An 18,820-nucleotide genomic window follows, 5' to 3' on the forward strand; every position below is an offset into this window, starting at 1 on the left:
CTTAAATCGCGGTAACGTCGGCGCCCTGCGCGCGTCCTCAGCAAGGCGGAATGTGAAGACCGGCAGGCAGGTTGGTCGTGGCGTCGCCACAGGCGCGGTCCAGTTGCCCCTGGGTCAGGCCGCGGGCGCCGCTGAGGTCTGCGCCTGACAGATTGGCGCCGGTCAGGGTCGCGCCCGCGAAGTTGGCCCCGCGCAGGTGCACACCCACAAGGCTGGCGTTGGTCAGATCAGCGCCGGCGAAATTGGCCGACGAAAACACGCCGCCGTACGCCTCGATGTCGCGCAGATCCGCGTTGGCGAAGTTGGCGCGGTTCAGAACGGTCAGGCTCAGGTCGGCCTGACGCAGGCGCGCGCGGCTGAAATTCAGTCCGGATCGTTCCAGGCCATTGAAATTCGCCTGGAAAAGGTTGCAACCGGGGCAGCTGGAGCCGGACACGGCGCGAGCCACCTGGCCAGCATTCTGGGCCATAACCGGCGAGGCGAGGCCCACGATGGCGAGGGCGATGAGGATGGTTCTCATGACGGGACTCCGCGAATGTCGTCCCGTGTATGCAAGAACAGGGCCTAACGGCCCGTTTCATTCATCTGAGGTGAGGCGCCGCAGGAGTCGCACTCGAGACCTGCGCCCTTGCGTTGGAGGGCGAAATCGCCGCACGCCGGGCAGGCGGCGGCCAGAGGGGGTGTCGCGGGATCTGCGGAAAGCTGCGCTTCCCGCTTCTGGCCGAACGGCAGCACCACCAGATTGTCCGGGGCGGCGCCCCGGGCGAAGCCCTTGGAGATGAAGCGGGCGGCGGGCACGGTCTCCGGCCCGTCGCCTGCGCCCAGACCATCCGCGTTCAGGGCGTCGGGATCGGCGTTGGCCAGCTCCGACCGGTCCAGATAGCTGACGGCCAGTTCGCGGAAGATGTAGTCCAGGATCGAGGTGGCGGACTTGATGGAGTCGTTGCCGGTCACGCGGCCCGCCGGCTCGAAGCGGGTGAAGACAAAGGCGTCCACGAACTCGTCCAGCGGCACGCCGTATTGCAGGCCGATGGAGATGGCGATGGCGAAATTGTTCATCAGGCTGCGGAAGGCGGCACCTTCCTTGTGCATGTCGATGAAGATTTCGCCCAGTTCGCCGTCGTCGTATTCGCCGGTGTGGATGTAGACCTTGTGGCCGCCCACGGCGGCCTTCTGGATGTAGCCCTTGCGGCGGTCGGGCAGCTTGCGCCGGGTGCGATCGCGTTCGACTACCTTTTCCACCACGCGCTCGGATACGGGGCGCTCTGCGGTTTCCGACGAGAGTGTTCGTCCGGATGTTTCGACCGGGGGCAGATCCAGCAGGTCTCCCGGGGGAGCAGGGGACGCCATGAGCCGGATGGCGCGCGCCCCGGCCAGCGCCCGGCGGGACACGGCGCGCATGGCCTGCTCGCTGGTGGCGTCCCAGTCCAGACGCTCGGGTACAAGGTCAGGCACATCGCTGAACCGAGACATGGCGGCGGCCACCGCAGCCGGATCGATCCCCAGGACAGCGCGAAGCGCGGGCGACGCAGCGTCCCAGTCGCTCAGATCAGGGCGGCCGAAAGCGTAGGCCGCGGCGCGGGCCCGGTCGTCGTCGCTCACGCCCAGATGGACGAACAGATCGAAGCCGGGTGTTTCACGATCCTGCGCGGTGACGCCCAGAACGTCGTGCAGGAAGCCTGCGTCGAGAACCGGCAGAAAGGCGTCGTCCAGCCGCTGGACCGTCGCGAGGGCGGTTTCGACAGCCTGGAGTTCCACGTCCGTGAAGCCGAACGCCCTCAGGGCGGCGTGGTCCAGTCCCGGCGCCTCGACCAGGGTGCGGCGCCCCAGCAGGTGGCGCTCGGCCGCTTCCACGTCTTCCCCCAGCGCAACGATGGCTCTGGCCGCATGAGGGGACAGTGCGGGGGTCGTGTCGCCTTCGGCGGTCTCTATGAGAATACGGTGTGGCGCCGAGCCGTCCAGGCGCGCGCCGAGACGAAGCGCCAGTTCAGCATCGTCAGAGAAAAGGCCGATGAGCGCATGACGAAGACCATGCTTCCGCGCGGCCTTCAACGCCTGATCATACAGCGCCCCGGCGCGAACGCCTTCCGGGCCGAGCCCGGAGACGGCGTCGGCGCGAGCTGCCACAACGGCCAGCGTCTCCTCGGCGTGATCCGGCCAGTCGGGGCAGGCCCGCACCCGGGCCGCCATGTCCGCCGATGCGGCCGTGGCCGTGGCGTGAATCAAGGCAGCGCGTCCGGCGATCCAGGCCTGACCGGCATCGCTTTCGGCCGCCAGCCCCTGGGCCATGACAGCTTCGCCGACTCCCGTCAGGGCCAGGGTGATCTGGCGCACGCCGAAGCGCCAGGCGGCATCTGCGGCTGTGCGGGAATAGCCGCAGGCGGCCTCGATCTCCAGCGCCGTGGTGACGAGACGCGCGACAACCTCCAGATTCTTGATGTCGTCGATGGCCGCCAGATTCAGTGCGGCGGAGGGGGCCGCCGCTGCTCCGGCCAGCGCGGCGGCGTCGCGGGGGGCGAACGCCAGGGTTACCCCGCCCGTGGCCAGGGCTGCGTCCACCGCAGGGCGGGTGACGGGCGCCCCGGATGCGGCGAGGGCCCGTTCCGCCAGCGCGACCACCACACCATGACGCTTCGTCTGGAGACTGCCGATCTCCGGCGTACGTCCGCGAGCAGCCAGAAGAATGTCGGCGTCGCGTGCGCCTGCGGCCCGGGCGGCGTGAGCGGCCCGCGCCAGCGCAGGATTGCGTCGGGGGTCGGCGCAGTCGCTCTCGGGCCCTTCGCAGCGGTCGACGGCGGCCGATACCGCGAGCAACCTGTCGTGAAGGGCGCGTACGGCGTCTTCACCCAACCGACCGGCCTGCACCTGAGCCGCATACTGCTTCAGCCTCGCCGGGGCGGCGGGATCGGACAGGTCGATCACATCACGATCCGCCGGCTCCATGCCCCCATCGTCTGCGACGGGATGGACGCGATGCCCGCCGGCCGCGGTCGCGCCCGGCGCCGCGAGTCCGAGCAAGACGACGCTGATCAACTCCTCGGCGAAAGTCCGCGCGACCACCGCACTTTCGAACAAGCCAAGGGCGTGCCCCCACGCGGCCAGCCGAACAGCCCAGCGTCCGGGCCCGCCGCCGAGCAGTTCGGGCTGCAGGGGCGCGGTCAGGGCTTCAGGGGCGAGGTTGGGCAGGTCGCCCGGCAGATCATCAGCCCAGTCCAGCCAGGCTTCGATGCGGGCGGAGGGCCAGCCGGCGGGCGCGAGGACGGTCTGGATGCGGTCCGGCCGCTCCACGGCGCGCGGCTCAAGGGCCACGGCGGCGGCGGAATCGGTGAACCGGGATGAAAAGCGCATCGATGTCTCCGCGGTCATCGGGAAAGTTTAGGGGGAACAACACAAGGCGACAATAAATGTGGGCGCCCAGGCTCGCTTACCCACAAGATATTGCGAATTCGGGCGATGATCGGAATGCTGGACGCAGGGCGGCGCGGTTTCTATATTCGCGACCGTTCAAGGGCGCGTGGTCGCCCTGATTCTCATCACGAAAGCGTCCGAAGTGCTGAACCTGCTGGCCAAGATTTTCACCTGGTGGAACGGGGCGACCATCGGCACCCTTTTCACTGTCGCCAAACGCGGCGAGCTGGTGGGCACGGACGAGTTCGGCAACCGCTATTACCAGTCGCGGGACACCTCCAGCTACGATGGGCGCAAGCGCCGCTGGGTGATCTACGACGGTTATGCGGAGGCCACCAAGGTGGCGCCCGACTGGCACGGCTGGCTGCGCTACACCTTTGACGAGCCGCCGTCAGAGGGCGGCATGGCGCGCCGATCCTGGGAGCTGCCCCATCTGCCCAACCTGACCGGTACGCCCATGGCCTGGCGTCCCAAGGGCTCGCTGGCCGCCGAAGGCCGTCGTCCGGCCGCCACCGGCGACTATCAGGCCTGGACACCCGAGGGATGAGCCGTCGCGGCAGACTTCTGGCGGGCGTGGTGGCGGCGGGTGTGGTCGCCGCCGGAATGGTCGTCGCCCAGACCGAGCAGGAAGCGCAGGACGCCCAGCCCGCGCCGCAAGCACAGCCTGCTGATCCTGTTGCTGAAATTCTGAACCGTCAGGAGCAGCAGGACGCCGCCCGGCGCGCCACCGAGGCGTTGAACCGATCCCCGCCAGGAACCATGATCCAGGTACCGCCGAGACCTGAACCCGCCGAACCGGTTCAGGAAGAGCGCGAAGCTGTCGTTGAAGAGGTCGCGACGGCCGCGACAGAGACGCCTGCGACCCTGGAGGAGCCGGCCGAGCCGCCCGCCCGCGAGCGCCGCCCCGTCGCCATCATACAGGCCCTGGACAAGACCACGGCCGAGACCATGCGTTTTGAAGTGCGCGTGGGGGGGCCTCCTGTGCGCTTCCGCAACAGCCTGATTTTCACCGCCCGCGCCTGCGAGGTCAGCGCCTCGGATGATCCCCAGGAAGAAGCAGCGGCCTATCTGGAGATCCGCTCACAGCCCAGCGGCGCCAATCAGCCGACGCAGGCGCGTCAAGTGTTCCGGGGCTGGATGTTCGCCTCGGCCCCGGCGGTGAATCCGCTGGAGCACCCGAACTATGACGCCTGGGTGGTGGGCTGCCGCGCGTAAAGCGTTGCCTGGGCCCCGCTCATCGGAGCCATGAAAGCGGCGAGGTCGGGCGTGACGTTCAGGATACCCTTGAGGGCGCACAGATAGTCGGCCTGGGATGTCTCCAGAAATCCGAACTGCGACAGGTGGCCGGTCATGAACTGGGCGTCCAGCAACCGCCAGCCGCCTTTCCTCATCCGCGCGACCAGATGCACCAGGGAGACCTTTGAGGCGTCGGTCGCCCGGCTGAACATGCTTTCGCCGAAAAACGCCCCGCCCAGGGTCACGCCGTAAAGTCCCCCCACCAGCTCGCCGCCTTGGCGGCACTCTACGCTGTGGGCCGCTCCGCGCGCGTGCAGAGCCAGATAGAGCTCGCGGATCGCGGCGTTGATCCAGGTGTCCTCGCGACCCGGCGCGGCCGCGGCGCAGGCGTCCAGCACCCCCTCGAAATCGGTGCTGACGCTGACAGTGAAGCGGTCCTGCCGCACTGTGCGCGCCAGCCGCGACGACAGACGAAAACGGTCAGGCGGCAGGACGGCCCGCATCTGCGGTTCGACCAGATAGATCTCCGGGTCGTCGCGGCTGTCCGCCATGGGGAAGACGCCCGCAGCATAGGCACCCAGAAGTTCTTCCGGCCCGAACGGGGGCATGGCCCCGATCAGCCCTCGCCCTTCTGGCGCTTCGCCCAATTCTCCAGCCAGTGAATGTCGTAGTCGCCGGACAGGATGTCGGGCTCGTTCAACAGCTTCTGGAACAGGGGAATTGTGGTGTCGACGCCGCCAACGACCATCTCGTTCAGGCTGCGCTTGAGGCGGGCGACGCACTCGGCGCGGTCGCGTCCGTGAACGATCAGCTTGCCGATCAGGCTGTCGTAATAGGGCGGGATCGAATAGCCGGTGTAGATGGCGCTATCCAGCCGCACGCCCAGGCCGCCAGGGGCGTGGAAGTCGTTCACCAGACCCGGCGAGGGGGTGAAGGTCTCGGAATTCTCGGCGTTGATGCGGACCTCGATGGCGTGGCCTTTGAAGGTGACCTCGTCCTGGGTGAAGCTGAGCGGCTCGCCCGCCGCGATGCGGATCTGTTCGCGCACCAGATCGACGCCGGTGATCATCTCGGTGACCGGGTGCTCGACCTGCAGACGGGTGTTCATCTCGATGAAGAAGAACTCGCCGTCCTCCCACAGGAACTCGATGGTGCCGACGCCCAGGTAGCCGATCTTGCCGATGGCCTTGTTGACCGTCTCGCCGATGGCGGCGCGCTCCTTGGCGGTCAGGGCCGGGGAGGGGGCCTCCTCCAGCACCTTCTGGTGGCGGCGCTGCAGCGAGCAGTCGCGTTCGCCCAGATGGACCACGTTGCCGTGGCTGTCGGCGATGACCTGGATCTCGATGTGGCGGGGCTTCTGGAGATAGCGCTCCATGTAGACCGCGCCGTTGCCGAAGGCGGCCAAGGCCTCGGACTGGGCGGTCTGGACAGCCTCGACCAGATCGTCGGCGGTCAGGGCCACCTTCATGCCGCGTCCGCCGCCGCCCGCCGCCGCCTTGACGATCAGGGGGAAGCCGATGGCCTTTGACGCCTCGATGGCGGCTTCGACCGTCTCCACCTCGCCGTCCGAGCCGGGAACGCAGGGGATGCCCGCCTCCAGCACCGTCTGCTTGGCGGTGATCTTGTCGCCCATGATGCGGATGTGTTCGGGGCGTGGCCCGATGAAGGTCATGCCGTGGGCTTCGACGATCTCGGCGAAGCGGGCGTTTTCGGACAGAAAGCCATAGCCGGGGTGGATGGCCTGGGCTCCGGTGATCTCGGCCGCGGCGATGATCGAGGGGATGTTCAGATAGGATCTGGCCGCGGGGGCCGGCCCGATGCAGACGCTCTCGTCGGCCAGACGCACCCACATGGCGCCCCGGTCAGCCTCGGAGTGCACCGCCACGGTGGAGATTCCCATCTCCTTGCAGGCGCGATGGATGCGCAGGGCGATCTCGCCCCGGTTCGCGATCAGGACCTTGGTGAACATGACCTACTCCTCGAGCAGGACGAGGGCTTCGCCGAATTCCACCGGCTGGGCGTCGCCGACCATGATGTCGACCACCACGCCGTCGCGGGGCGCGGCGATGGGGTTCATGGTCTTCATGGCCTCGACGATCAGCAGGGTCTGGCCCTTCTTGACCTTGTCGCCCGCCTGCACGAAGGGCGGCGCTTCCGGCGAGGGCTTCAGATAGGCGGTGCCCACCATGGGCGACTTCACCTCTTCGCCCTTGCGCGAGACGATGGTGGCCGGGTCCGACGGCATGGAGGCGGGCGCAGCAGCCGGGGCCGCGGGCGGGGCGGCCTGAACCGGGGCGGCGGCGTACTGGACCGGGGCGGCGGCCACGGTCAGTTCGCGGGCCACGCGGATCTTCAGATCGCCGCGCTCAACCTCGATCTCGGTCAGCTCGGTGTCATTGAGGATGTCGGCCAGCTGGCGCACCAACGCCGTGTCGATTTCGCCCGCCGGGTCGTTCGGCAATTTCTTGTCGGTCTTGCTGTCAGCCATGAGGTCGATAAGCCTTCGTGTGAGTCTTTAAGAACGAGCCGAACCGCCGGCGCGTTCCTGCGCCAGCTGCAGGGCGGCCCTGACCGCCAGCTCGTAGCCGTGCGGGCCGAGGCCCGAAATGACGCCGGTCGCAGCCAGCGAGACATAGGAATGGCGCCGGAATTCCTCCCGCGCCGCCGGATTGCTCAGATGGCACTCAATGACCGGAATGTCCAAGGTCTTGAGCGCATCCAGCAGGGCAACGGAGGTATGGGTGAAGGCCGCAGGGTTGATGACGAGCGCCGAAGCCTGGTCGCGCGCCTCGTGAATCCAGTCCACCAGTTCGCCCTCGTGGTTGGACTGGCGGAAGACGATCTGGGCGTCCGGCGCGGCGGCCCGGCACAGGGTCTCGATGTCGGAAAGGGTCTGACGCCCATAGATTTCCGGCTCGCGCTGCCCAAGCAGGTTGAGGTTGGGCCCGTTCAGCACATAGATGATGTCAGATCGGGCCATGGGCTCCGCCGCTCGCGATTCCGGGCGGCCTTTTAGCTGAACGCGCGGGCGGGGCAAAGTCCGACCGCAGAAGAGGTTGACCTAGCGTCATGCGTATCGAAGTCAACGGCGAACCCCGCGAGGTTGAGGCCGGCACCATCCTCGACCTGGTCGAGACCCTGGGCCTGAACCCGAAGAAGGTGGCCGTGGAGCGCAATCTGGAGATCGTGCCCCGGTCCCTGCACGGGGAGACGCCGCTGGCGGACGGCGACCGGATCGAGATCGTGCAACTGGTCGGCGGGGGCTGACCCCCCGCCTTGTCAACCAAGAGTGATCATCAGAACCGGAAGCTCGCACGCAGCAGCAGGGCGTAGCGGACATAGTCATCCAGGAACTCGGCGTCCGCCTCGACGGCCAGCATGCCCAGGTCGTTGCCGATGTTCAGGCGCAGGCCGACGATGGGACCGCCGCCTTCAAGGCTGTCAGCCGCCAGGTCGAAGGGCGAACCGCCGCTGAGGAAGCGAGCCGTGGTGACGCCGCCGTCGTGGGAGATGATCTGACGCCAGCCGACCCGAATTTCGGGCCGTATCCACTGGTTCTCGCCGAAGCCCATGCCGAAGTTTACGGCGGCGGTGGACGAGAAGATGTGGCCCTCACGGTCCCCGATGGCGAGGTCGAAGCCGTCGCCGCCCCCGCTCTCCTCGAAGCCGTCCTCATTGAGACTGAAGTACTCGACGAGTAATTCGGGACGGAGGCTATAGCGACCGTAGCTGCGTTCGTAGGACGCGCCCGCGGCGGCCGCGATCGTATAGCCATTCCAGTCTGCGTCGGCGCGTCTCAGGATGCCTTCGCCGACGAACTGTCGCACGGATTCGAAGCTGGCGTAGCCGCCTGCGGCCCTGGCCCAGGTGGTCCAGTTGCCGCCCTGTGCGCGCCAGTAGAGGCCCAGTTCGATCAGGCTGGCGGAGAGGCGTTCTTCCGCCGCTGCGCCCGGTTCTTCAAGGTCAGAGGACGTGAAGGCCGTGGAGACGCCGATCGCTCCAAAGGCGGTGCCCCGCTCGACGCCGCCGGCGAAGCCGAAGCCCTCGGACTTGAAGCCGTAGGCGTCGCCCGTTTCCTTGTCGGCGTAGAAGTTGATCTCCTGCAGCCAGGCGCTGGTCTCGCCGCGCGCGGCGCTGTTGTTGCGGCCGGAAAGGGCGCGTGTCACGGCGTCCACGCCAGTGGCCAGGGAAATCAGGGAGCCTCCCGAATGGTCGGGCAGCATCTGTTCATAGGCGGCCAGCAGGCCTTCCCTGTCATTCTGGTTCAGGAAGGCGTTACGCAACTCTTCGTTGGCGTTCAGCGCATCGTAGACGGCGTTATAAGCCGCCGCCTCGGACCGGATCATGCCGATCTCCTCGGAGGTGCGCCGGCGCACATCCAGATAGACCTGGCCGGCAGCTTCATCCGCTCCGGCCTCGACCACAAAGAGGAACGGCGAATTCTCTTCAAGGGAGGTTTCGTCGATGGCTCCGAAATTCAGATCGCCAGCCTCGATCACCACATAACGGGCAGGATCGTCCACCAAAGAGGTGAAGCGCGCCCCCAACCCCGCCCCGTCCGCGAAACTGGCTGTCCCTGACACATTGAACCCGCCCGATGTGTTCGCCGCGGGATCGATGGTAATGATCAGATCCCCGTCGGCGCCGATAGACAGGCTGCTGATGTCGAGGGCTGTCGCCTGTCGGGCGTCCAGAAGACCGCCAGACACGTCGATCGAGAGGAGACCGCCTGTGGCCGACAAGGCGCCGCGAACCTCGGCGTCGCCACTGATCAGCAGCGTGTCGGCGCCGGACCCGAAGTCGATGTCGCCGAAGACGAATCCATCACGGATATCGACCCTGTCCGCCCCGGAACCGAGCAGAATGTCGCCGCTGATTACCGGAGACGTGATGCCGTTGGCCGGAGGGTTTTCCGGATCTGTAACCAGAACCAGCTGTGTCAGGTTTACACCGGTGGTGTTTGCCCTGACGTCGATAGCGATACGATCGCCGGTCGGTTGTTGAGCTTCCCCGTCCTCATTCGTGACACCGATCGTGAGGGCTTGAATGACCCCGATATTTTCGATGGTGCTGAGAGACCCGCTGAGATCGCGGATGCCGACGGCGTCGCCGGTCACGCCTGTCAGGCCAGCCTGGATACGACCGGAATTGTAGAGAGACGGCAACTGGGCGCCGGCCTCAATGAGCAACACCGTGGCTTCATGAGCGCCGTCGCTGATGCTCGTGCTGGTGAGGGTGCCAGAATTATAGAATTCAGGTGTCTGGGCCCCGTCGGCGAATCGGATCGCCGTTGAACTGGCCTCGCGGGATCGCGCCTCGACGCCCCCTTCATTGCGGAAGCCGCCCTCTATCGTGACGCCCTGTCCCCCGGCAACGCCGACCAGAACGCCGGTAGCTTCGAAACCATCGTAAACGCCATTGGCGACGATTCCACCACGATTGATGAAGCCGTATGCGCTGTCGTCTGCCCCGATCAGGCCCAAGGTTATGCCGCGCTCAGTTGAGCCGATTTCAAGCGCGGGCGACGATCCGAAACTGGTGATGGTGGCGGTCGTCTGCTCGGCGTCGGGAACGCCGTCCCCGTCGGTATCGGGGTTCTCGTCATCATCATCATCGTCATCTTCAACCGGCGGGGCGACAGTCGCCAGCAGAACCCCTCCAGCGATATCGCTGGCGATGCGAACCGCCGGTCCCCCAATCAAAAGATCATCAGCGTCCAGTGCGTCCAGAGCCGTCTGATTGGCTGACCGGGTTGTGTAACGGAAGCCGGTCGCCGCGATATTTCCATCAATGCGAAGGGCGCCGTCGACATCGCCCTCAACAGAAAGGCCGACGGAGTTCTCTCCCTGAACGGTGATACTGCCGCCGATCCACATATCGCCCGCAACGTCTCCGGTGCTACGGACGCCGTATGACCCGTCTCCCGTGACCGATATCGAGCCACGCGAAACCAGGTCTCCGGTCAGCCCGGTTTCGTTGGAAATTCCGTAGGAATTGTTTCCCTCCACGCGGATGGCGCCCTGGCGGCCGAGCGTGAGGTCGCCTGTAATTACCTCAGTTCCGGCGAGACGAATGCCGTAGCGATTCTCGCCGAGGGCGAAGGGACCATCAAGATCGCCGTCCTCGTCATCGTCCTTGGGCGTATAGTCTTCCGAAACTTCGATCAGCCCGTTGACAGTTATGGAGCCTGCGCGTCCCCCCTGGGCCAGGATCGCTGTCGCGCCGTTGGCGGCGTTTTCCATCACGATGGATCCACCCTGGTTGACCGTGATGTCGTGGTCAGAGTTCATCGTCGCCGCCACGCCGGACGAAACACGAATGGATCCGCCGTTCGCGATGATCACATTATCCGCTGCGCCATTGTTGGCGTTCGCAGTCAGGATCGGGGTCGTGCGCGAATTGGAGATGGTTGTGTCGGCGTGGGCGGCGCCGGCGGCGATGGCGAGAGGTGCGAGCGCGACGGCGGTCGCGAGCAATTTACGCATGGATTAAGAACCTCTTGGTGACGCGCGCCCGATACAGTCTGGCCCCGAGTACGGGACCGAACGGTATGCCCCAAGTTTCTCGAATTTGAGGCGATTGCAAGGCCGACATCCCTCATAGCGGTGATGAGGCTGACGTGCAAAGCGGCAGCGTCCAGAAAGCTTGACCATCGTCCGCGTCAGGCGCACGCATCCATCATTCACGCTTTGCGTTGAGCCTCGTCGTGAAGGCGGAGCAGGAAATGATCGACGTCCAGGAAAGCGAAGTCCAACTAATTCCCGGTCGGGACGAGAAGGTCGCGAATACCTTCAGCACGGTGAAGGGCGCCTCCTCCGATCCCGGAATCCGCATGGTCGACACCACCATGTTGTATGCGCCCCGTTCGGGAGGGGTGAAGCGGTATCTGCTGGCCAAAAAAAGCTGGCTTGAAGCGAATCGTCCCGAGGTGGCGCACACCTTGATTGTGCCAGGCGCCCGATACCACGCCAGGCCGGGCCTGCTCACATTGCAGGCGCCGAAACTGCCTTTCGGAGACGGCTATCGATGGCCCTCGTCCATCAAGCGCTGGAGCGCCTGGGTCGCGGCGACGCGGCCACATCTCATTGAGGCCGGAGATCCCTATACACCCGGTCAGGCGGCCCTGGAGGCCGGTCAAAGGGCGGGCTGCCCCGTGATCGGCTTCTGTCACTCGGATCCGGCGGCCCTTGCGGCGCTGCATTTCGGGGAGTGGGCGAAAAAGCCGGTGGAGAAGCGCTGGTCAAAGCTGTTCTCACAGTTCGATCGGGTGGTGTCGCCCAGCCGCTACATCGCCCGCCGGCTGGAAGAGGCGAAGGTGCCCAACATCGTGGTCCAGCCCCTGGGGGTGGAGGTCGACACCTTCCGTCCGGACCGGGCGGACCGGGCCGGGCTCCTGAAGCAACTGGGCCTGAAGTCCGATGCCCGGTTGCTGGTGTTCGCCGGTCGACCGGCGCGTGAGAAGAACATCGACGTCCTGATCGGGGCTGTGCAGAAGCTTGGCGCGCCCTATCATCTGGTGCTTGTGGGCGCGGGCATGGGCCTGCCTCGCGAGGATCGGGTGATCTCGCTCCCCTACGAATCCGATCCGAAGGCCGTGGCCCGGATCGTGGCCAGCTGTGACGCCTTCGTGCACGCCAACGACCGCGAGCCCTTCGGGCTGATCGTGCTGGAGGCCATGGCTTGCGGCAGGGCGGTCGTGGGGGTGAACTCCGGCGGCGTCGCGGAGACTGTTGACCGGGAGGTGGGGGAATTGGCTGACGCGGCCGAACCCGGCGCCTTTGCGGCCGCCGTTGAGGCCCTGTTCCAACGGGACGTGGAGGCCATCGGCCAGGCGGCCCGGGTGCGGGCGGTGGAGCGATTCGCCTGGGGCCGGGTCTTCGAGGACCTGTGCATGACCTACGGCGACGTCAGCGGCCAGGCCGCGTTCGTTCAGCCGGACGAAGGCTATCCGGTTCACTGACGGCTGCTGGACAATTGCCCTTGTCTTGCGGTGTCCACCCGTCGCCGCGCCGCAAGGCGGGGACTGATCCTGAAGGGAATTGAAAAGCGCCATTCCTTCGAAAGAAGGAATGGCGCGAGTGACGGGGCTCGAACCCGCGACCTCCGGCGTGACAGGCCGGCACTCTAACCAACTGAGCTACACCCGCGTATTCCTCCGCCGCGATGCGAAGCAGTGCGTCGCGGCGAGGGGCGTCGTTTAGGCGGCGCCCCTCGCGCCGTCAAGCGGCTGAGCGACGAAATTACCGCGCTTCGGACTCCGGCGCGGCCGGCCCCACCGGATTGACCACCTGGGAGGCCTCAGCCGGGGTGGGGATATCGTAGTGCACGCCGACTCCGGGGCCCAGCGGCAGGGCCATGGCGGCCCAGGCGCCGGTCATCAGGGTGCCGAAGATCATGAAGACGAGGGAGTAGGGGACCATCAGCGCCATCAGGCTGCCCAGACCGAAATCCTTGTCCCACCGCTGGCAGAAGGCCAGCACCAGCGGGAAATAGACCATCAGGGGCGTGACGATATTGGTGACCGAATCGCCCATGCGATAGGCGGCGGTGGTCATCTCCGGGCTGATTCCCAGCAGCATCAGCATGGGGACCAGCACCGGGGCGAGCATGGCCCACTTTGCGGCCGCCGAGCCCACGAACAGGTTGATGAAGCCGCTGACCAGAACCAGGGCTACCAGCAGGCCGAAGGTGTTCAGGCCGGACTGGCTGATGACCTCGGCGCCGCCGATGGCCATGATCGCCCCGAGGTTGGACCAGTTGAACATGGCCACGAAGTGGGCCGCCACGAAGGCCAACACCACATATGGGGCCATGTCGGCCATGGCCTGGGAGGTCATGCGGACGATGTCGCGGTGGGTCTTCACCGTGCCCGCGGCGACGCCGTAGGCCGCGCCGGTGGCGATGAACAGGGTGAAGAAGGCTGCGACGAGGGAATTGAAGAAGGGGGCCATGCGGGCGGCGGGATCCGCGCCTTCAGGGTCGTAAAGGGGCGCGCCAGGGGCCAGCAGCATGGCGGCCCAGGCGCCGATCACCAGAAGCAGGATCAGGCCCGCCCAGATCAGGCCCTTGCGCTCGCGCGGGCCCAGTTCGCCTTCCTCAAGCTTGATGGGTGCATCGGCGGAGGGCGTCCACTTGCCCAGACGGGGTTCGATGATCTTGTCCGTCACCCACCAGCCCAGCGGAACGAACATGAAGGTCATGGCGACGATGAAGAACCAGTTCCCGGCCGGGTTCATCTGCCAGGAGGGATCGATCAGGTGTGCGGCGGTCTCGGTGATACCCAGAAGCAGTACATCCAGCTGCCCGGGGACGATATTGGACGAGAACGCTGCGGAGACCCCGGCGAAGGCGGCGGAAATGCCGACGATGGGGTGACGGCCCGCTGCCGCGTAGAGAACACCGGCCAGTGGTACGAGGACCACATAGCCCGCATCCACCGCGTGGCTGCTGAGTATAGCGATGAAAATGACGATGGGGGTAAGAAGGGAGGTCGGCGCCCGGCGCACTCCCGCGCGCATGGCGGCGGAGAAGAGGCCGGTTCGTTCGGCCACGCCGGCGCCGAGCATGACGACCAGCACATAACCCAGAGGGGCGAAGCCGGTCAGGGTGCGCGGCATCTCCACCAGCAGCCGACGGAGATTTTCCGACGACAGCAAATTTTCAGCGATGATGGGTTCGGCGGTGATGGGGTTCACCGCAGCCCAACCGGACCAGGCGGCGAAGACGCTGACGCCCATAAGGATGGCGATCAGCCAGACGAAAATGAACACCGGGTCGGGCAGCTTGTTGCCCGCCTTCTCGATGCCGTTCAGCAGCCAGTTGCCAATGCCCATACGCCCGTTTTCCCGATCTTCGGCCATTGAAGCCTGTTCCGGCCAAAGGGAGAGGCGTTAAGGTGAAAAATCAACCCTCAAGGTTGCGAACCATTCTCAATGAATTCCTTGCGCGACATGGGTTTGAACCATTGGCGTCTTGGGTCTAGAAGACGCGCGAATCCGCCGCCTCCCCCGGCGAACCAGGCGTGGTCTCGATGAACGAATTTTTGCTGGAATATCTGCCGATCGTGGTCTTCTTCGGGATCGCGACGGTGCTTGGCCTCGGCTTCATGCTCGCCGCCTGGGTGCTGGCGCCCAAGAATCCCGACACCGAGAAGCTGTCCGCCTACGAATGCGGCTTCAACGCCTTCGACGATGCGCGGATGAAGTTCGATGTGCGGTTCTATCTGGTGTCGATCCTGTTCATCATCTTCGATCTGGAAATCGCCTTCCTGTTCCCTTGGGCGGTGGCGATGATGGGCATGCCGGGCGAGCACATGGTGTTCGCCTTCTGGTCGATGATGGTGTTCCTGGGCGTGCTGACCATCGGGTTCCTTTACGAATGGAAGAAGGGGGCTCTGGAATGGCAGTGACCGCCAAGACGGCCTCGGGTCTGGTTGTGCCGCCTGCATACGGCGCCGGCGCGCGCTCCACGGTCGAGGGATATGACCCCGCCAAGCACGACCGGTTCTTCGAACAGGTCAGCGACGAGCTGGACCAGCGCGGCTTCATCACCGCGCCGCTGGACGACGTCATCACCTGGGCCCGCACCGGCAGCCTGATGTGGATGACGTTCGGCCTGGCGTGCTGCGCCGTGGAGATGATGCAGGCGTCCATGCCGCGCTACGACATGGAGCGCTTCGGCATGGCTCCGCGCGCCAGTCCGCGTCAGTCGGACTTGATGATCGTGGCCGGCACCCTGACCAACAAGATGGCTCCGGCTTTGCGCAAGGTTTACGACCAGATGCCGGACCCGCGTTACGTGCTGTCCATGGGTTCCTGCGCCAACGGCGGCGGGTATTATCACTATAGTTACAGTGTTGTTCGCGGCTGTGACCGCGTTGTGCCTGTGGACGTCTATGTGCCGGGGTGCCCGCCGACGGCGGAGGCGCTGCTGTACGGGCTTCTGCAGCTGCAGAAGAAGATCCGCCGCACCGGGACGATCGACCGATGACCGATGTGATGACCAAGGCCGACAAGGCGCTCGGGACGCTGGGCCGCGCCATCGTCAAGGCGGGCGGCAAGGCCGTGACCGGCTGGAGCGTGGCGTTCGGTGAACTGACCATCGAAGCCCGCCGCGACGACATCGTGGCGCTGATGACGAAGCTGCGCGACCAGTTCGAGTTCCAGCAGCTGACCGATCTGGCGGGCGTGGATTATCCCGAGCGGGCCGAGCGGTTCGATGTGGTCTATCACCTGCTGTCGCTGACGAAGAACCTGCGCGTGCGCGTGCGGGTCATGACCGACGAGCGGGCGCCCGTGCCCAGCATCACCGGTGTCTATCCGGCGGCGGACTGGTTCGAGCGCGAGGCGTTCGACATGTACGGCATGCTGTTCTCGGGCCACCCGGACCTGCGCCGGCTGCTGACCGACTACGGCTTCCAGGGCTATCCCCTGCGCAAGGACTTCCCCATGACCGGCTATGTGGAAGTCCGCTACGACGAGGCGCAGAAGCGGGTGGTCTATGAACCCGTCAAGCTGGCCCAGGAATTCCGGAACTTCGATTTCCTCTCGCCGTGGGAAGGCGCCGAGTACGCCGCGCCGGTTCTGCCGGGCGACGAGAAGGCGATCGGCTCGGCCGGCAAGCCCAGCGGAGGCAAGGCGTGATGGCGGACGGTCACGACACCCAGGCTCTGAAGGTCGACGCCCGCGACGAAGCGGCGCTGGAGACCGGCGCCGTCGCGTTCGACACGCCGGTGAAAGCGGACATGGACGACCGCAAGTTCACCATCAATTTCGGGCCCCAGCACCCGGCGGCGCACGGGGTGCTGCGTCTGGTGCTGGATCTGGACGGCGAGGTCGTGACGCGGGTGGACCCGCACATCGGCCTGCTGCACCGGGGCACGGAAAAGCTGATGGAGGCGCGGACCTACCTTCAGAACATCCCGTATTTCGACCGCCTCGACTATGTGGCGCCGATGAACCAGGAGCACGCCTTCTGCCTGGCCATCGAGAAGCTGGTGGATATCGAGGTGCCGTACCGCGCCCAGCTGATCCGCGTGCTGTATTCGGAAATCGGCCGGATCCTGAGCCACCTGCTGAACATCACCACCCAGGCCATGGACGTGGGCGCCCTGACCCCGCCGCTGTGGGGCTTCGAGCAGCGCGAACAGCTGATGGTGTTCTATGAGCGGGCTTCGGGCTCGCGCCTGCACGCCAACTATTTCCGTCCCGGCGGCGTCCATCAGGACCTGCCCGACGACCTGATCAACGACATCTCGACCTGGTGCGAGGCCTTCCCGGCGGCCCTGAAGGACATCGAGAGCCTGGTCACCGAGAACCGCATCTTCAAGCAGCGCAACGTGGACATCGGCGTGGTGTCCAAGGACGAGGCCCTGGCCTGGGGCTTCTCGGGCGTGCTGCTGCGCGGCTCGGACATTCCGTGGGATCTGCGGAAATCACAGCCGTACGAATGCTACGCCGAGATGGAATTCGACATCGTCGTGGGCAAGAACGGCGACTGCTGGGACCGTTACCTCTGCCGCATCGAGGAGATGAAGCAGTCGGTGCGGATCATGGAACAATGCATCCACAAGCTGCGCAATTTCCGCGGCCCGGTGATGACCGAGAACAACAAGGTCGTGCCGCCGCGCCGGGGTGAGATGAAGCGCTCGATGGAAGCCCTGATCCATCACTTCAAGCTGTACACCGAGGGCTTCCATACGCCGGCCGGCGAGGTCTATGCGGCGGTCGAGGCGCCCAAGGGCGAGTTCGCCGTCTATCTGGTGTCCGACGGCACCAACAAGCCGTACCGCTGCAAGATCGTGGCGCCCGGCTTCAAGCACCTGCAGGCCATGGACTGGATGAACCGCGGCCACATGCTGGCCGACGTGTCCGCCATCCTCGGCTCGCTCGACATCGTGTTCGGAGAGGTGGACCGATGAGCGTCCGACGTCTGGCAAAAGAACAACCGGCCTCGTTCGCCTTTTCGAAGGGCACGAAAAAAAAGGCCGACTGGTGGATCGCCAAATATCCGGCGGAGCGGAAGGCTTCGGCGGTGATCCCGATCCTGTGGCTGGTTCAGAAGCAGGAAGGCTGGGTCTCCGAGCCCGCCATCCGCGCCATCGCCGAGATGCTGGCCATGCCCTACATCCGGGTGCTGGAGGTGGCGACCTTCTACACCATGTTCCAGCTGGAGCCCGTAGGCCGGACCGCCCTAATCCAGGTGTGCGGCACCACGCCGTGCATGCTGCGCGGGGCCAATGAGCTGATGGCGACCTGCCGCGAGAAGATCGGGGCCAAGGACCATCTGTCCGCCGACGGCCGGTTCACATGGCAGGAAGTGGAATGCCTGGGCGCCTGCGCCAATGCGCCCATGGCCCAGATCAACGACTACTATTTCGAAGACCTGACGCCCGAGACCCTGGCCCAGATCATCGACGATTTCGCCGCGGGCAAGTCGCCCAAGGCGGGCTCCTATGTGGGCCGTACGTCGTCTGAGCCCGAGGGCGGGGCCACGACCCTGAACGATCCGAAGCTGTATGACGGCTCGGCGGCCAGGCCGATCAAGAAGCTGCCCAACAGCGAACCGGCGAAGGAGCCGGCGTGATGGAAATTGGGAACGACCCGAAAGTCATCTCTGCTTACCTGGATGGGTTGAGTGGAAATGAACAGGCACAGGCGAGAGCCCAGTTCTGGGCCTGGGTTCGAGAGGGCGCCAAGGTCGGAGGCTCTTGGAAGACGTTAGGATCAAGCGCCATCATTGCAGGGCTTTTTGTAGCGTTTCTGACGGCCTTCCCGGACAGGGGCTTGGCGCCTTGGGGCTATGTTGGGGCGGTCATCCTTGCGGTTGCAGGGGCTTGGGTGTTCGCCAAAGGCGGCAGGCGTGAAAAAGAGTGGCGCGCGGCCAATCCTTTCAAGGTGGTCCTATGAGCGCCCCTGATCTGGACAACGCCGAGGGCCGCAAGGCCTATCGCAATGAGCTGAACGGGGTGGCGCGGCCGTATCGCTGGGCCGGGCTGGTGTTCATCGTCATCGGCGCCTTCGTGCTGTGGGGCTCCACGCGCGGCTGGGCCGGTCTGACCGAGAGCGCCCAGGTCTGGGGCTACGGCGCCCTGGCCATCGGCTGGGTTCTGTTTCTGACCGCGACGTTCCTTCGGACGCGCCACCACAAGCGCCGCATGGCGCAGGGACTGTAGGAC

Annotated in this window: 19 protein-coding genes and 1 tRNA gene; 11 read left to right on the forward strand and 9 right to left on the reverse strand. The window is 65.7% G+C overall.

Annotation, left to right across the window (positions count from 1 at the left end; translation table 11 throughout):
• Positions 1-37: 37 nt before the first annotated feature.
• Both ACK4FB_RS11240 and ACK4FB_RS11245 read right to left on the reverse strand, forming a co-directional pair.
• Complete coding sequence (locus ACK4FB_RS11240; RefSeq protein ID WP_409752048.1) at positions 38-520, reverse strand: pentapeptide repeat-containing protein; 483 nt, start codon at positions 518-520, stop codon at positions 38-40.
• A 44-nt stretch (positions 521-564) separates the two neighbouring features.
• Positions 565-3,348, reverse strand: a complete 2,784-nt coding sequence (locus tag ACK4FB_RS11245; protein ID WP_409752051.1) for a TSCPD domain-containing protein — start codon at positions 3,346-3,348, stop codon at positions 565-567.
• Between the two features lie 211 nt (positions 3,349-3,559).
• Here ACK4FB_RS11245 and ACK4FB_RS11250 point away from each other — a divergent pair, with 211 nt between their 5' ends.
• Both ACK4FB_RS11250 and ACK4FB_RS11255 read left to right on the forward strand, forming a co-directional pair.
• The gene (locus tag ACK4FB_RS11250; RefSeq protein WP_409752171.1) at positions 3,560-3,955 is read left to right on the forward strand and encodes an NADH:ubiquinone oxidoreductase subunit NDUFA12; all 396 of its coding nucleotides are present in this window, start codon (positions 3,560-3,562) and stop codon (positions 3,953-3,955) included.
• Positions 3,952-4,623, forward strand: coding sequence for a DUF2155 domain-containing protein (locus ACK4FB_RS11255; protein ID WP_409752054.1), 672 nt, complete (start codon positions 3,952-3,954; stop codon positions 4,621-4,623). The genes ACK4FB_RS11250 and ACK4FB_RS11255 overlap by 4 nt, the downstream gene beginning before the upstream one ends.
• On the opposite strand, the gene aat is transcribed toward ACK4FB_RS11255, so the two are convergent.
• Genes aat through aroQ form a run of 4 tightly spaced genes read right to left on the reverse strand, consistent with a single transcriptional unit; the run spans position 4,590 to position 7,624 of the window.
• Complete coding sequence (aat, locus tag ACK4FB_RS11260; protein WP_409752057.1) at positions 4,590-5,252, reverse strand: leucyl/phenylalanyl-tRNA--protein transferase; 663 nt, start codon at positions 5,250-5,252, stop codon at positions 4,590-4,592. The two genes, ACK4FB_RS11255 and aat, sit on opposite strands and share 34 nt — an antisense overlap.
• Positions 5,253-5,260: 8 nt before the next feature.
• Positions 5,261-6,613, reverse strand: a complete 1,353-nt coding sequence (gene accC, locus ACK4FB_RS11265; RefSeq protein ID WP_409752060.1) for an acetyl-CoA carboxylase biotin carboxylase subunit — start codon at positions 6,611-6,613, stop codon at positions 5,261-5,263.
• A 3-nt stretch (positions 6,614-6,616) separates the two neighbouring features.
• Positions 6,617-7,132, reverse strand: coding sequence for an acetyl-CoA carboxylase biotin carboxyl carrier protein (accB, locus tag ACK4FB_RS11270; protein WP_409752063.1), 516 nt, complete (start codon positions 7,130-7,132; stop codon positions 6,617-6,619).
• A gap of 27 nt (positions 7,133-7,159) precedes the next feature.
• Positions 7,160-7,624, reverse strand: coding sequence for a type II 3-dehydroquinate dehydratase (gene aroQ, locus ACK4FB_RS11275; protein ID WP_409752066.1), 465 nt, complete (start codon positions 7,622-7,624; stop codon positions 7,160-7,162).
• An 89-nt stretch (positions 7,625-7,713) separates the two neighbouring features.
• Here aroQ and thiS point away from each other — a divergent pair, with 89 nt between their 5' ends.
• Entirely contained in the window at positions 7,714-7,911 is a 198-nt protein-coding gene (gene thiS / locus ACK4FB_RS11280; protein ID WP_409752069.1) for a sulfur carrier protein ThiS, read from the forward strand.
• 29 nt (positions 7,912-7,940) lie between these two features.
• Here the strand turns inward: thiS and ACK4FB_RS11285 are convergent, their stop codons facing one another.
• Complete coding sequence (locus ACK4FB_RS11285) at positions 7,941-11,129, reverse strand: autotransporter domain-containing protein (protein ID WP_409752072.1); 3,189 nt, start codon at positions 11,127-11,129, stop codon at positions 7,941-7,943.
• A gap of 239 nt (positions 11,130-11,368) precedes the next feature.
• Between ACK4FB_RS11285 and ACK4FB_RS11290 the strand changes: the two genes are divergently transcribed.
• Positions 11,369-12,604, forward strand: a complete 1,236-nt coding sequence (locus ACK4FB_RS11290; protein WP_409752074.1) for a glycosyltransferase — start codon at positions 11,369-11,371, stop codon at positions 12,602-12,604.
• 110 nt (positions 12,605-12,714) lie between these two features.
• Here the strand turns inward: ACK4FB_RS11290 and ACK4FB_RS11295 are convergent.
• Together ACK4FB_RS11295 and ACK4FB_RS11300 are read right to left on the reverse strand one after the other, a co-directional pair.
• A tRNA-Asp gene (locus ACK4FB_RS11295) sits at positions 12,715-12,791 on the reverse strand.
• Between the two features lie 93 nt (positions 12,792-12,884).
• Positions 12,885-14,504, reverse strand: coding sequence for an AbgT family transporter (locus ACK4FB_RS11300; protein WP_409752077.1), 1,620 nt, complete (start codon positions 14,502-14,504; stop codon positions 12,885-12,887).
• 170 nt (positions 14,505-14,674) lie between these two features.
• On the opposite strand from ACK4FB_RS11300, the gene ACK4FB_RS11305 reads away from it, so the two are divergent.
• The 7 genes from ACK4FB_RS11305 (at position 14,675) to ACK4FB_RS11335 (ending at position 18,817) form a co-directional block, all read left to right on the forward strand.
• Positions 14,675-15,052, forward strand: a complete 378-nt coding sequence (locus ACK4FB_RS11305) for an NADH-quinone oxidoreductase subunit A (protein ID WP_292103200.1) — start codon at positions 14,675-14,677, stop codon at positions 15,050-15,052.
• Positions 15,022-15,633 (forward strand): NuoB/complex I 20 kDa subunit family protein, encoded by a 612-nt coding sequence (locus tag ACK4FB_RS11310; protein WP_409752081.1) that lies wholly within the window; start codon positions 15,022-15,024, stop codon positions 15,631-15,633. Before ACK4FB_RS11305 ends, ACK4FB_RS11310 begins: the two co-directional genes overlap by 31 nt.
• Positions 15,630-16,286, forward strand: coding sequence for an NADH-quinone oxidoreductase subunit C (locus tag ACK4FB_RS11315; protein ID WP_409752084.1), 657 nt, complete (start codon positions 15,630-15,632; stop codon positions 16,284-16,286). Before ACK4FB_RS11310 ends, ACK4FB_RS11315 begins: the two co-directional genes overlap by 4 nt.
• A 101-nt stretch (positions 16,287-16,387) precedes the next feature.
• Positions 16,388-17,563, forward strand: a complete 1,176-nt coding sequence (locus ACK4FB_RS11320) for an NADH-quinone oxidoreductase subunit D (RefSeq protein WP_409752174.1) — start codon at positions 16,388-16,390, stop codon at positions 17,561-17,563.
• A complete protein-coding gene (gene nuoE / locus ACK4FB_RS11325) occupies positions 17,560-18,228 on the forward strand; it encodes an NADH-quinone oxidoreductase subunit NuoE (RefSeq protein WP_409752087.1) in 669 nt (222 codons plus the stop codon). The genes ACK4FB_RS11320 and nuoE overlap by 4 nt, the downstream gene beginning before the upstream one ends.
• The gene (locus tag ACK4FB_RS11330; protein ID WP_409752090.1) at positions 18,228-18,551 is read left to right on the forward strand and encodes a hypothetical protein; all 324 of its coding nucleotides are present in this window, start codon (positions 18,228-18,230) and stop codon (positions 18,549-18,551) included. The genes nuoE and ACK4FB_RS11330 overlap by 1 nt, the downstream gene beginning before the upstream one ends.
• The gene (locus ACK4FB_RS11335) at positions 18,548-18,817 is read left to right on the forward strand and encodes a hypothetical protein (RefSeq protein ID WP_409752093.1); all 270 of its coding nucleotides are present in this window, start codon (positions 18,548-18,550) and stop codon (positions 18,815-18,817) included. Before ACK4FB_RS11330 ends, ACK4FB_RS11335 begins: the two co-directional genes overlap by 4 nt.
• The last annotated feature ends 3 nt before the right edge of the window (positions 18,818-18,820 follow it).

The sequence above is a fragment of the Brevundimonas sp. genome (assembly GCF_046299535.1).
Lineage (GTDB): Bacteria > Pseudomonadota > Alphaproteobacteria > Caulobacterales > Caulobacteraceae > Brevundimonas.